13 protein-coding genes are annotated in these 13,288 nt (G+C 32.2%); all 13 read left to right on the forward strand.

From position 1 onward, the window contains the following. Positions 1-27 precede the first annotated feature (27 nt). The 13 genes from ACYQ39_RS11310 (at position 28) to secF (ending at position 13,244) form a co-directional block, all read left to right on the forward strand. On the forward strand, positions 28-1,629 hold the full coding sequence (locus tag ACYQ39_RS11310) for an ABC transporter permease (RefSeq protein ID WP_459843126.1): 1,602 nt from the start codon (positions 28-30) through the stop codon (positions 1,627-1,629). A gap of 1 nt (position 1,630) precedes the next feature. After that, positions 1,631-2,347 (forward strand): ABC transporter ATP-binding protein, encoded by a 717-nt coding sequence (locus ACYQ39_RS11315; RefSeq protein WP_459843128.1) that lies wholly within the window; start codon positions 1,631-1,633, stop codon positions 2,345-2,347. Positions 2,348-2,629: 282 nt separating this feature from the next. Then, positions 2,630-3,208, forward strand: coding sequence for a Spy/CpxP family protein refolding chaperone (locus ACYQ39_RS11320; RefSeq protein WP_459843130.1), 579 nt, complete (start codon positions 2,630-2,632; stop codon positions 3,206-3,208). A gap of 212 nt (positions 3,209-3,420) precedes the next feature. After that, a complete protein-coding gene (locus ACYQ39_RS11325) occupies positions 3,421-3,705 on the forward strand; it encodes a hypothetical protein (RefSeq protein WP_459843132.1) in 285 nt (94 codons plus the stop codon). A gap of 77 nt (positions 3,706-3,782) precedes the next feature. After that, positions 3,783-5,093, forward strand: a complete 1,311-nt coding sequence (locus ACYQ39_RS11330) for a methyl-accepting chemotaxis protein (protein ID WP_459843134.1) — start codon at positions 3,783-3,785, stop codon at positions 5,091-5,093. 395 nt (positions 5,094-5,488) lie between these two features. Beyond that, entirely contained in the window at positions 5,489-8,215 is a 2,727-nt protein-coding gene (locus ACYQ39_RS11335) for a heavy metal translocating P-type ATPase (RefSeq protein WP_459843136.1), read from the forward strand. 120 nt (positions 8,216-8,335) lie between these two features. Next, positions 8,336-8,752 (forward strand): SoxR reducing system RseC family protein, encoded by a 417-nt coding sequence (locus tag ACYQ39_RS11340; protein ID WP_459843138.1) that lies wholly within the window; start codon positions 8,336-8,338, stop codon positions 8,750-8,752. A 20-nt stretch (positions 8,753-8,772) separates the two neighbouring features. Continuing rightward, positions 8,773-9,048 carry a metal-sensitive transcriptional regulator gene (locus ACYQ39_RS11345; RefSeq protein WP_459843140.1) on the forward strand — a complete coding sequence of 92 codons (276 nt, stop codon included), beginning with the start codon at positions 8,773-8,775 and terminating at the stop codon, positions 9,046-9,048. 42 nt (positions 9,049-9,090) lie between these two features. Then, positions 9,091-9,729, forward strand: a complete 639-nt coding sequence (locus ACYQ39_RS11350; protein ID WP_459843142.1) for a class I SAM-dependent methyltransferase — start codon at positions 9,091-9,093, stop codon at positions 9,727-9,729. Positions 9,730-9,847: 118 nt separating this feature from the next. Further along, a complete protein-coding gene (locus ACYQ39_RS11355; protein ID WP_459843144.1) occupies positions 9,848-10,285 on the forward strand; it encodes a hypothetical protein in 438 nt (145 codons plus the stop codon). Between the two features lie 77 nt (positions 10,286-10,362). Beyond that, the gene (locus tag ACYQ39_RS11360; protein WP_459843145.1) at positions 10,363-11,028 is read left to right on the forward strand and encodes an HD domain-containing protein; all 666 of its coding nucleotides are present in this window, start codon (positions 10,363-10,365) and stop codon (positions 11,026-11,028) included. 123 nt (positions 11,029-11,151) lie between these two features. Next, positions 11,152-12,372, forward strand: coding sequence for a protein translocase subunit SecD (gene secD, locus ACYQ39_RS11365; protein WP_459843147.1), 1,221 nt, complete (start codon positions 11,152-11,154; stop codon positions 12,370-12,372). After that, a complete protein-coding gene (gene secF, locus ACYQ39_RS11370; protein WP_459843149.1) occupies positions 12,372-13,244 on the forward strand; it encodes a protein translocase subunit SecF in 873 nt (290 codons plus the stop codon). The genes secD and secF overlap by 1 nt, the downstream gene beginning before the upstream one ends. Positions 13,245-13,288: the final 44 nt, after the last annotated feature.

A 13,288-nucleotide genomic window follows, 5' to 3' on the forward strand; every position in this document is an offset into this window, starting at 1 on the left:
CTTTTTTTAACAGGTAGGTGATTACAATTGTTGAAAAAGAGAGATTTTAGATCTTTATTTAATATATGGTCAGTGTTAAGTTTTTTTATTGTATTGCTTGTTTTAATTCCCAACTTTAATATTTTAATAAATATCTTTAAGCCAGCAAGTGAAAATTGGCAGCATATAAAGGAATATCTTTTAAAGGACTATGTAATAAATTCGACTATTCTAGTTTTATTTACAGGTGTTTTTTCAATTTTTATCGGTTTATTACCAGCTTGGTTTGTTACACAATATAAGTTTCCTGGACGTGATTTCTTTAAATGGGGGCTAATACTTCCTTTAGCTATTCCACCTTATATTGGTGCTTATACATATACTGGTTTATTAAATTATACTGGAGTGATCCAGACATTTTTAAGAAATTTTGGTGTACAACTAAATCAAGCTTACTTTGATATAATGACAATAGAAGGTGCAATATTTATTTATACAATCTTTCTATTCCCTTATGTTTATATTATAACAAGGTCATTTCTATCAAAGCAGTCTGCTTCTTTAGTAGAGTCAGCCAGAACTTTAGGAAGAAGTCCTTTTGAGATTTTTTGGCATGTTGTTTTACCAATCTCTAGAGGGGCTATTGTTGCAGGAGTCAGTTTAGTGCTTTTAGAGGTTTTAAATGATTATGGAGTTGTAAAATACTTTGGTATTTCAACTTTTAGTACTGCTATCTTTAAGACATGGTTTGCAATGGGAGATTTAAATTCAGCAGTAAAGTTATCTGCCTTATTGATGCTTTTTGTTTTTGGAGTTTTATTAATAGAGAAGTTTTCTAGAGGAGATAAAAGGTTCAGTTATAGTAATACAAAAGTAAGACCTGTTTCTCGTCAGAAACTATCTGGAATAAATGCTTATCTAGTTTCAGGGTTCTGTTCTTTAATTTTTAGTATTGGCTTTTTAATACCTACTTTACAACTTCTTCATTGGAGTTGGTTAAGTTATGCTGAAATATTAGATTTAGAGTTTATTGTTTTCTCTCTTAACTCTCTATCTGTTGCTTTATTATCTTCAGCACTGATTATTATTATAGCAGTAATCATTGCTAATACTGCAAGGATTAATAAGAATATAATCTCTAAATTATATTCAAAAGTTGCAATACTTGGTTATTCAATTCCAGGAGCTGTTATAGCTGTTGGTATCTTATTATTTTTTATAACCTTAGATAATAAAATGAATATTTCATTGAGGTCAAGTATAATAATGCTTATTTTTGCATATATAATCAGGTTTTTAGGTATTGGATATAATTCTGTTGAGTCAGGTTTTGATAAGGTAGGAGATAGTTTCTTTGAAGCATCACGTACTCTGGGAAAGGGAATAACTGAGACCTTCTTTAAAGTTGATCTACCTATGATTAAACCTGCAATTATTAGTGGCTTTTTACTTGTGTTAATTGAAGTATTAAAAGAATTACCTCTAACTTTGATCTTGAGACCCTTCAATTTTGATACATTAGCTAGTAAAGCTTTTGAATATGCAGGCAATGAAATGATACATGAGTCGGCTGTATTATCTATGATTATAATATTAATTTGTAGTACTGCTATATATTACATTCACAAATTAGGAAGTAAGGAGGGGTAAAATGTTTGTTGAAATTAAAGATCTGAATTTTAAATATAGAAATTCTAAAACAGATGTTCTAACAGATTTTACCTTTAGTGTAGAAAAAGGAGATATAGTCTGTATTCTAGGAGAGAGTGGTAGTGGAAAGAGTACAGTTTTAAGGTTAATCTCTGGGCTTGAAGAACCTACTAAGGGTATTATAAAGATTAATAATAATACAGTAGTTAATAATGATGTTTTTGTATCTCCTGAAGAAAGAGAGGTAGGGATGGTATTTCAGGATTATGCTCTATTCCCTCATATGACAGTAGCAGAAAATATATTATTTGGCGTAAAGGATAAGAGTGAAGAATATAAAGAAAAGAAGTTAGAGGAAGTATTGAGATTGATTGGCTTAGAGGAGCTAAAAGATAGATATCCTCATCAAATTAGTGGAGGGCAGCAACAGAGAGTAGCTTTGGCAAGAGCATTAGCAATAGATCCTTCATTGATAGTGATGGATGAACCATTTAGTAGTCTTGATGCAAATCTACAGTCAAAAATTAGAGAAGAACTAAGAAGGATTATTAAACGGACTGGAATAACTTCTATTTTTGTCTCTCATGATAAAGATGATGCTATGAGTATAGCTGATAAAATAGTAGTATTAAAAGATGGGAAGATAGTTCAACAAGGTGATTCTCAAGAACTGATTTCTAAACCATCTTCTGATTATGTAGCAGGGCTTTTTTCATAATAGATATTAGCCACCTTTTTATAGGTGGTTTTTTATCTTTTAAATTAAGATTTTAAAAAAATTTATTACTTTCTTAATACTTTCTTAATATTTACTCTATATACTATGAGTACAAGATAAGTCGTTAGCTATGAGTTATGAGCTATGAGTTAGTTCGAAACCAAAGCTATAAAATAGTTCAACACCTTTAAAATAAAAATTTTTATGAAAATTAGATTATTTTTTTGAATTGGCTCATGACACATGACTCACGACTATATTACTTAATAGGAGGAGATAATTATGAAGAAGACTTTGAGTTTAGGTTTGATAATGATGTTGGTATTAAGCTTTGCGGCTATTGCTTTTGCTCATGGTGGAGGACATAGTACTAATGGAAACCAAGGTAATGTAAATCAAGGTCAAGGATATAACAATGGAGTAGATTATTATCAGGACCAGCTTGGTCTATCAGCTAATCAGCAAGATCAGATTCGAGAGTTACAAGATAAGTATTATGATCAAATGAGAGATGTTGCTTATGAATTAAGAGATAAAAATTATGAATTAAGAGAAGTTTATTTAGATAAGGATGTTAGTCGAGATGAAATAGTTGAATTACAGAATCAAGTTATTCAGTTAAGAAACAAAATGTCTAACTTAAGAACTGAAATGCGTTTAGACTTAAGAAGTATTCTATCTAATGAGCAATTACAGAGAATGGGTAGTTATAATTATGGTATGATGGGCTTTGGGCCAATGATGGGACGATATGGTATGATGAATGGTTATGGAATGATGAGAAGAGGACCACAAGGACCTAGAGGTCATATGGGTGGTCTAGGAGGAATGCATGGTAATGGTGGCATGATGGGTTGGTAGATATAAAATAATCTGATTTTTAGATTAAAGCCACCTTCTCAGGTGGCTTTTTATTAATATTTTAACTTTATTAGATTAACAAGGATATAGTAAATTTTAAAGATCTAAATATCAGCTTAAGATTAAGTTTTAAAAATTATAGAGTAATAATAATTTTTCTTCTATATTATTTTAGCAAAGTGTACAAGATAATAATAAAAGGAGGAAGAGTTATGAAGAAAACTATAAGTATCATCTTAATTACTACTCTATTATTGCTACCAGTTGTAGCTTTAGCTCAAAATGGAGGACAGCCTGAAGATAGTCCAGACCAGTCACCTGGTGAAGAATATAAGGAGAAGATTCAAGATGATCCAAGACGAAATATTGATGAAGAGACAGAAGAAATGAAGCAAGAGGAAAAGGGAAATAGGTGGTTTGGCGAGAGTATATTCATTAGTCCTTTAACAGTTGTAGTTCTTATAGGACTTGGTATCTATCTTATTGCACAAAGGTAGTTTATTAATTAGAGCAGTTTTTCTGCTCTAATTTACATAAACTTATACTCATAATTAGAAAATAAGGAGGAAAGATAATGCGAAGGCTAAAGATTAATTTGATGACTAAATTATTGACTTGTTCTGTAATAGTTGTTTTATTTTTAGGAGGAGTAGTCTATTATGGTAATCACCATTTAACCAAATTAAATCATGTGTTAGAGAAATTAGATACCCAACATGATGATTTAAAAAATATCGATAACCTTACTACTCAAGAGCTAAAACCTGTTGTATCAGATATGATGCAACATACTAACCAGGTAGATAAATTAGCTACTGAATTAAATGATTTTTTATTAAAAAGTGTAGTTATTATGGGAGTAGTAGTAACTTTATTAGGTTTAGTAATTACATGGTTGATTACTGTTCCTATTAAAAGACTAATTAAAGGAGCTAAAGAAATTGCTAATGGTGATTTAACTACAACTATTGAAGTTAATACAAGAGATGAGATAGAAGAACTGGCTAATATCTTTAATTGGATGACAGAAAGCTTAAGAGGATTGATTGTTAATATAGACCAAGAATCTGAGCAGGTTAATAGTGCCAGTCAAGAATTAAGTGCCATCTCTCAAGAAGTAGCGGCTATTACAGATACTCAAGCAGTCAGTGTAGAAGAGAATTTAAACTTGATTCAAGAATTTAATAATTTAATCGAAGAGACAAAACAAGACATTGAATATATTACAGAAGTTACTACTAAAACTAGTGATTTAGCTACTAAAGGAGCAGAAGATAATAGTCAATTAGTTCAGGATATGGAGAAAATAGATAAGAGAACTTTAGAATTAAACCAGATTATAGATGAAGTAGATGATAGTGCTCAAGAAATAAATGAAGTTATTGAGACTATAGATGACATAGCTGAAGAAACTAATATTTTGGCTTTAAATGCTGCAATAGAAGCAGCTAGGTCAGATAAGGAAGGGCAAGGCTTTGCAGTAGTTGCAGAAGAGATTAGAAAGTTAGCTAATGATGTTAAGAAATCAACATTAAATATTGAAGAGTTAATTAATAAGTTACAGGTGAAAACAAAAAAAGCAGTCAAAAATAGTAATCAAAACTATAAACTAATTAAAAAAGGTACTACAAGTACTTTAGAAACAGTAGATGATTTTAATCAGATTAAAGAGAATATTGAAGATATAGCCCAGCAGATGTTAGGTGTTAAGTCAGTAACAAAAGAGGAAGTAGATAAACTAGAAAGGATTGTAGATCATACAAAAACTATTAATGAAATTATTCAAGGTTTATCCCTAAGTGCTAAAAATACAGCAACTTCTTCAGACCAGTTAAAGGATTTTGCTCAAAATTTAGATGATAAAGTGGAAGAGTTTAAAGTATAATTAATTATATTTGATAATTCGAATAACCAGATGAAAATATTGACAGAATAAGTTTTGTTGCATATAATATAACCGAGTAAAATAGTAGAGATTATTAGAAACCACTTGTTCAGTATAATAGAAGTATAGATACTTTTCTATTATATATACCCTATATAGGTATGGGTAATATTAGATTTTAAGGTCAAGGCTGAGGTTTAGGTTTTTTGGTTTTCTTGATCTTAATCTCGACCTGAAGTTGTACTTTATGCTAATAACATCTATTAATTTCATAGGTTATCTTGACAGGTTAATTTTAGTATGTTATTATTTATGCAGAGATGGTACCCTTAGGGGGTATTTATAAAAATAATTTTTCTATTTTTAGAAATAATAAAATAAAAGGAGGGGGAAGAATGGCAGATGCTAAAGGGTTGAGACAAGAATCCCTAAAGATTTTAGGTATGAGTTGTGCTTCTTGTGCTCAAGCCGTTGAAAAAGGTGTAGATGAAATAGATGGTGTTAAAGAGGCAAATGTTAATTTTGCTACAGAAAAGCTAAATGTAGAATTTGATGTTTCTTCAGCCACACTAGATGATATTAAACAAGCAGTGAAAGATGCCGGATATGAAGCTGAAGATGATATAGAATTAAGAGAGGTTACAATTCCTGTTGGAGGTATGAGTTGTGCTTCTTGTGCAGCAGCAACAGAGAAAGAGATTCATAAACTAGATGGAATTGATGAAGTAAATGTTAATTTTGCTACAGAAAAAGCAAATGTAAGATATGATCCTGACCAGACTAGAATCTCAGAGATTAAGGCAGCAATTACAGATGCTGGATATGAACCATTAGAAATTGAGGCTGGTGAGCAGGTTGATGCAGAACAAGAACGGAGACAGAATGAGATACAGACTTTATTAAGGAAGTTTATTGCTTCAGCAGTATTTGTAATTCCATTATTCTATATCTCAATGGGCCATATGGTTGGAATGCCAATTCCAGAGATTATAAATCCAGAAGTCAATCCCTTAAACTTTGCTGTAATTCAGTTGTTATTAACTATTCCAGCAGCAATAGCAGGTTATGAATTCTATACAGTTGGTTTTAAGTCATTATTTAGAGGAAACCCTAATATGGATTCTCTAATAGCTATTGGTACTTCTGCTGCTATAGTATATGGCTTATATGGTATAGTAGAAATTTATGGTGGTAATATAGAGTATGCTAATAACTTATATTTTGAAAGTGCAGGAGTTATTATCACCTTAATCTTATTAGGCAATTACTTAGAAGCAGTCTCTAAAGGTAAGACATCAGAAGCAATTAAGAAATTAATGGATTTACAAGCTAAGACTGCTACTGTAATCCATGATGGTGAAGAGATGACAATTCCAATTGAAGAGGTTGAAGAAGGAGATATCCTGCTAGTTAAACCAGGAGAAAAGATTCCTGTAGATGGAACTGTAGTTGAAGGACATACTTCTGTTGATGAATCGATGTTGACAGGTGAAAGTATCCCAGTTGAGAAAGAAGAAGGAGATAAAGTAGTAGGGGCCAGTATTAATAAGAATGGAACTATTAAATTTAAAGCTACCAAAGTTGGTAAGGATACAGCCTTAGCCCAGATTGTTAAGTTAGTTGAAGAAGCACAAGGTTCTAAAGCGCCAATAGCTAATATGGCTGATATTGTTGCAGCTTACTTTGTGCCAGCTGTAATTGGAATTGCTATCGTGTCTAGTTTAGCTTGGTACTTAGCTGGTGCTACTGGAGTATTTGCCTTAACTATCTTTATTTCTGTATTAGTTGTTGCTTGTCCATGTGCTTTAGGTTTAGCTACTCCAACAGCTATTATGGTTGGGACTGGTAAAGGAGCAGAAAATGGAGTTTTAATCAAAGGCGGAGTTCCACTAGAAACTACTTATCAGACAGAGCGAATTGTCTTTGATAAGACTGGTACAATTACAGAAGGAAAACCAGAAGTTACTGATGTTATAACTACTGAAGAGTATGCAGATGATGAATTGTTAATTTTAGCAGCTTCAGCAGAGAAAGGTTCAGAACATCCATTAGGTGAAGCTATTGTAAGAGATGCTGAAGAAAAGGAATTAGAATTTAAAGATATTGATAATTTTGCAGCTATACCTGGTCATGGTATTGAAGTAGATGTTGCAGGTCAGAATATCTTATTTGGAAATAAAAAGTTGATGGATGATAATGATATAGATATTTCTTTACAAGAAGAATCTGATAAATTAGCCAATGAAGGTAAGACACCAATGTTTATGGCTGTTGAAGGTGAAATAGCAGGTATTGTTGCTGTAGCTGATACAGTCAAAGACAATAGTGCTCAAGCAATTAAAAAACTTCATGAGATGGGTATTGAAGTTGCTATGATTACTGGTGATAACGAGAGAACAGCTAATGCTATTGCAAGAGAAGTAGGTATAGATATTGTTCGAGCTGAAGTGCTACCTGAAGATAAAGCAAATGAAGTAAGAAAGCTACAAGATGGAGGAAATCAGGTGGCTATGGTTGGTGATGGTATTAATGATGCCCCAGCTTTGGCCCAAGCTGATATTGGAATGGCTATTGGTTCTGGAACAGATGTTGCTATGGAATCAGCTGATATAGTATTAATGAAGGATGATCTATTGGATGTTGTAACAGCAATTCAATTAAGTAAAGCTACAATTAGAAATATTAAGCAGAACTTATTCTGGGCTTTTGCTTATAATACAGCAGGTATTCCAGTTGCAGCAGGTCTATTGTATATCTTTGGAGGGCCAATGCTTAATCCAATGATTGCTGCTGGAGCAATGTCAATGAGTTCAGTTTCAGTTTTAACTAATGCTTTAAGGTTAAAAGGCTTTGAGCCTGAATATAAATTAAATCAAGGTGAAAGCCAAACTAATAAAGGAGGGATTCAAGTGAAGAAGACAATTAAAATTGAAGGAATGACATGTGGTCATTGTGCAGGTCGTGTAAAGGAGGCTTTAGAAGCTATTAGTGGAGTAGAATCTGCTGATGTAAGTGCAGATGATAATCAAGCTGTTGTAGAATTAGCTACAGATGTAGATGGTACTGATCTTAAAGCAGCCGTTGAAGAAGCTGGATATGAACCTGTAGAAGTTTCTGCATAGAAGAAGTTAATATCTTGTTAATAAGATATTAGTAAGGGGGTAGGATTTTAAATCCTATCCCTTTTTGATATAATAATTCATTAGTTGCTAATTTAAAATAAAAAGATGAGGTGGAGATTTATGGAAGAAATAGGAAAGGTTATTGAAACTAAAGGTGAAATGGCTGTAGTTGAGATTCAACGCCATTCAGCCTGTCATAATTGTGATAAAGAATGTGGTTTAGCAGGAGAAGAGCATGAACATGAAGTAGATGATCTAATAGTTGAAGTGGATAATCAGATTGGAGCTCAACCAGGACAGAGGGTGCAATTTGAGATGACTGGAAGGAGTATTGTATCTGCTGCTTTATTAGTTTATTTATTTCCACTAGTAAGTATAGTAGTAGGTTACTTTCTTGGAGATTACTTTATGGCACAAATTGCTGAAAATTCAGGTGCAATAGGTGCAATAGGATTTTTAATACTCTCAATTATAATAATAAGAATAGTAAGTAATGAGACGAATATTAAACCTAGAATAACAGATATTATAAAATAATAATTTGAGGAGGTAGTCTGATGCATTCATATAGTGGTAATAAACAAGACTTAATAACTAGATTGAAGCGAATAGAAGGCCAAGTTCGAGGTATTCAAAGAATGATAGATAATGATAAATATTGTGTTGATATCTTAACTCAAATTGCTGCTATTGAAGGAGCGCTAAATAAGGTAGGAATGTCTATTTTAGAGTCTCATACCCATGGTTGTGTTAGTAAGGTGATAAGTGAAGGAGAAGATAGTGAAGAAGTTATTGATGAATTAATGGATGTTATATCTAAATTTTCTCAGTGATTTATTGCCACCAAATTAATAGTTTAAATGGAGGTAATAGTTATGAAGAAGACTGAAACTAAAAAAATTAAGAAGAGATATAATCGAATTGCTCCAGTTTATGATATCTGTGAGGCAATGATGGAACAAGGGAAGATGGGAAGTTGGCGACAAAAATTGTGGCAACAAGTTGCAAAGATAACTAATGGTAAAAAGATTAATCTGTTAGAAGCAGGTGTAGGAACAGGAAAGAATATATCTTATTATCCAGCAGGAATTGAAGCTTATGCAATTGATTTTAGTAAACGGATGTTAAAAGAATCAGCCAAAAAGGTTAAGCAATCACAGGCAGAAGTTAAATTATTTGAAATGGATATTCAAAATCTTGATTTTGAAGATGATTTTTTTGATGTAATTGTCACTACATGTGTCTTCTGTTCTGTTCCTGACCCTATCAAAGGATTAAAAGAGTTGAAAAGAGTCTGCAAACCTAATGGACAGATCTTAATGTTAGAACATATGAGAACAGAAAAAGAGCCTGTTGGTTATTTAATGGATTCAATTAATTGGATGAGTCTCTGGATGTGGGGAGCTAATATCAATCGAGAGACTATGAACAATATTGAAGAAGCAGGATTAAAAGTAATTAAAGAAGAAGATTTATGGTTTGATATAGTTAAAGAATTGATTCTTTCTCCTTAAAAACTTAAAAGTAGTTGATTTCAATATTTAAAACTCCTTTGGTAAGGAGTTTTTTATTATTATTTTCACTATTGCAATTATTAATAGTATAAATTATACTGGATACAGGAGGGTTAATATGAAAAAATTAACAGTAGTTATTTTTATTATGTGTCTCTTACTAACAGCTTGTAGTAGCCAAAATAATACTGACCAGAATCAAATTAAGATAATGCATTGGCTAGGAAGTGGTTTAAAAGATAGAACTGAATCTATAAATATAAAAGAAATAGAAGTAAGTAGGATAGTTGCTCCTAAAAAATTTTATATGAAGAAGTTACTAATCCTTTATGGAGCAGATGATGAACCTGATTTATTTTTAATACCAGCTGAAGAGTTTAAAGTGCTTGCTTCTCAAGGAGGTTTAGCTAAAGTACCTACAGATAAATTGCCTGGTAAGGCTATTAAGTATAAAGGAACAAGCTATGGTATAAAGAAGGGAGATTTAATCTATGTTGTAGCTAAGGACACCAAACATTACGATAAAGCTTTACAAGTACTAAAGAAGTTGTTATAACCTCTTTTTTTGATTTAGTTGAATAGCTTAAGTTTAAATTATTATACTAAAAAAGAGAGAAAAAGGAGGGGACAATTGTGGCGCAGATTACTGTAGAAGATGTTAAACAAGATCATCGGGTTAAGTCTTACATAGAACGAGCTGATAAGCAGTTAGATAGTTTAGGATATACTGAGCATGGATTTAGACATGCTGGAATGGTATCTAAAGTAGCTGGACAGATTTTAAAAGAGTTAGATTATTCTCAACGTAAGGTGGAGTTGGTCCAATTGGCTGGGTATTTGCATGATATAGGAAATATAGTTAATCGATCAGATCATGCCCATACATCTGGGATATTAGTAGAAAGAATATTGACAGAGATGGGAATGAATTATGATGAAGTTGGAATTATTATGGGAGCAGTAGGAAACCATGATCATCGTGATGGAGCTCCAGTTGATGATATAACTGCAGCTTTAGTTATTGCAGATAAGTCTGATGTTCATCATACACGAGTTAGGAATAAAGAGGTTGCTACTTTTGATATTCATGATCGAGTTAATTATGCAGCTAAAGGTTCTGATGTTAGAGTAGATAAAAAAGAGCAGACAATTACATTAGATGTAGAGATTGATACAGAAGTTAGTCTAGTGATGGAGTATTTCGAAATCTTTTTAGACAGAATGGTCATGTCGAGGAAGGCAGCTGAAGTTTTAGATTGCCGCTTTCACTTACTTATTAATGAAGCCAAAATATTATAATGTAGTAATAAAGAGATTATGAAACTGTAGCCATAGCAATTAATTGACAAGTTCCCTATAAAAAAGATATAATGAACATGTTAGACTGATTATATTATAGCATTATAAGGAAGGGGAAAGAATATGAACTGGAAGCAGAAACGATTCGGAAAAGTATTTAGTATGATAGCTTTACTATTATTAGCAGCATATTTTCTCTATCCACTAAATGAAAGTATTAATTTAGGGCTTGATTTACAGGGAGGAACTCATGTTGTTTTAGAAGCGAAAGATACTGAAACATCTAAAGTTAATAATAAGTCTATGCAACGGGTTATGAGTGTTATTAATCGTCGTGTTAATGAGATGGGATTAACTGAACCAGTAATTCAACGTCAAGGTGAACGGCGAATTATTGTTGAGTTACCTGGGATTAAAAATCCTAATCAAGCAATTGAAACAATTGGTAAGACTGCTCAGCTAAAGTTTAAAGATGAAGCTGGGAATGTATTAATGAGCGGTGAGTATTTACAAGAAGCAAATGCTCGCTTTGGTGGTCAGTTTAACCAACCTGTTATTCAGGTTATATTTACTGATAAAGGCGAGAGAAAGTTTGCTGAAGTAACTAGAAATAATGTAGGAAATAGGATTGGAATTTATTTGGATGATAAATTATTAACTAATCCTAGAGTAAATGAGCCAATTACTGCTGGTAAAGCCAGTATTACAGGATATAAAAACCTTGAAGAGGCACAACAAGATGCATTATTACTTAGAGCAGGTGCTCTTCCAGTACCAGTTGAAGTAATTGAAAATCGAACAGTAGGGCCAACTTTAGGTCAAATCTCAATTAACAAGAGTGTAAAAGCTGGAATTATTGGTTTGATCTTAATTGTTTCTTTTATGACTCTAATGTATAGGTTACCAGGATTTTTAGCAGCTATTGCTTTAGTCTTTTACTCAGTAATTGTATTAGGTACTTTAGCTGGTTTAAATGCTACTTTAACTCTACCTGGTATTGCTGGGTTACTATTATCAATAGGAATGGCTGTTGATGCAAATATTATTATTTTCGAAAGAATTAAGTATGAGTATCAGGCAGGTAAGACTATTAAAGCAGCAGTTGATGCTGGTTTTAAACGAGCTTTTAGAACTATCTTAGATTCTAATGTAACTACTTTAATCACTGCAGCTATTTTAGCTTACTTTGGAACAGGTACTATTAAAGGATTTTCTATTACTTTAAGTATTGGTATTATAGCTAGTATGTTTACAGCAATTGTAGTAACTAGAATGCTAGTTAATTTAGCTTTAGATAGAGACTTATTACAGCAAGATAAATTGCTTGGCTGGTCAAGGGGGTAATGGATGTGGAGATTATAGAAAAAAGAAAGTTATGGTTCACAATTTCAGGTGTCATAATTACCATTGGATTAATTTCTATTCTAATGCAAGGTATGAATCTAGGTATAGATTTTACTGGTGGTACAATTATGGAGTTTCAGTTTGATAAACAGGTGACAACAGAAGAGGTTCGAGATATTTTATCTGAATTTGGTTTAAATAAGAAGAGTAGAGTTCAAGAGACTGGTGAGAATGGTATCTTAATTCGAACTCAGCAGTTAGAACATGATAAGGTAGTTGCTTTACAAGAAAAAGTAGAAACAGATTATCCATCTGCTAATATGTTACGAACTTCTGTAGTTGGCCCAACTATTGGACAAGAATTAAGGAATAAAGCTTTTTGGGCTTTAGTTGTTGCTTCAATAGCTATCGTGGCTTATATTAGTTTTAGATTCCAATTTAGATTCTCTATTGCTGCACTAATGGCCTTATTACATGATGTCTTAATTGTAATAACAGTCTTTTCTTTGTTAGGTCCAGAGATTAATAGTCCTTTTGTGGCAGCGTTATTGACAATTGTAGGTTATTCTATTAACGATACAATTGTTATCTTTGATAGAATTAGAGAAAAGTTAAGATTTGCTAAACGTAGTGACACTTTTGCTGAATTAAATAATCAAGCTATTCTAGAGACATTACCACGGTCTATTAATACGTCTTTAACTACTTTATTGCCAATTTTAGCTATTATATTCTTAGGTGGGGCTACTATTCAAAACTTTATGTTGGCCTTATTAATTGGTATGTTATCAGGAACTTATTCTTCTATCTTTGTTGCTAGTCCAATTTTAGTAGCTTGGAATGAAAGAGATAAAATGAAGAGACAGATGTAACCTTTAAGCTCTAGTCACTTATGGCTAGGGCTTTTTTACATTAT

Source organism: Halanaerocella petrolearia, from assembly GCF_054657875.1.

What these genes read in the sequence shown, in the direction of transcription:
- secF (WP_459843149.1), top strand. Translation starts at nt 12,372, where the DNA reads ATGGATGTGGAGATTATAGAAAAAAGAAAGTTATGGTTCACAATTTCA.
- ACYQ39_RS11325 (WP_459843132.1), top strand. Translation starts at nt 3,421, where the DNA reads ATGAAGAAAACTATAAGTATCATCTTAATTACTACTCTATTATTGCTA.
- ACYQ39_RS11340 (WP_459843138.1), top strand. Translation starts at nt 8,336, where the DNA reads ATGGAAGAAATAGGAAAGGTTATTGAAACTAAAGGTGAAATGGCTGTA.
- ACYQ39_RS11345 (WP_459843140.1), top strand. Translation starts at nt 8,773, where the DNA reads ATGCATTCATATAGTGGTAATAAACAAGACTTAATAACTAGATTGAAG.
- ACYQ39_RS11320 (WP_459843130.1), top strand. Translation starts at nt 2,630, where the DNA reads ATGAAGAAGACTTTGAGTTTAGGTTTGATAATGATGTTGGTATTAAGC.
- ACYQ39_RS11355 (WP_459843144.1), top strand. Translation starts at nt 9,848, where the DNA reads ATGAAAAAATTAACAGTAGTTATTTTTATTATGTGTCTCTTACTAACA.
- secD (WP_459843147.1), top strand. Translation starts at nt 11,152, where the DNA reads ATGAACTGGAAGCAGAAACGATTCGGAAAAGTATTTAGTATGATAGCT.
- ACYQ39_RS11335 (WP_459843136.1), top strand. Translation starts at nt 5,489, where the DNA reads ATGGCAGATGCTAAAGGGTTGAGACAAGAATCCCTAAAGATTTTAGGT.
- ACYQ39_RS11315 (WP_459843128.1), top strand. Translation starts at nt 1,631, where the DNA reads ATGTTTGTTGAAATTAAAGATCTGAATTTTAAATATAGAAATTCTAAA.
- ACYQ39_RS11330 (WP_459843134.1), top strand. Translation starts at nt 3,783, where the DNA reads ATGCGAAGGCTAAAGATTAATTTGATGACTAAATTATTGACTTGTTCT.
- ACYQ39_RS11350 (WP_459843142.1), top strand. Translation starts at nt 9,091, where the DNA reads ATGAAGAAGACTGAAACTAAAAAAATTAAGAAGAGATATAATCGAATT.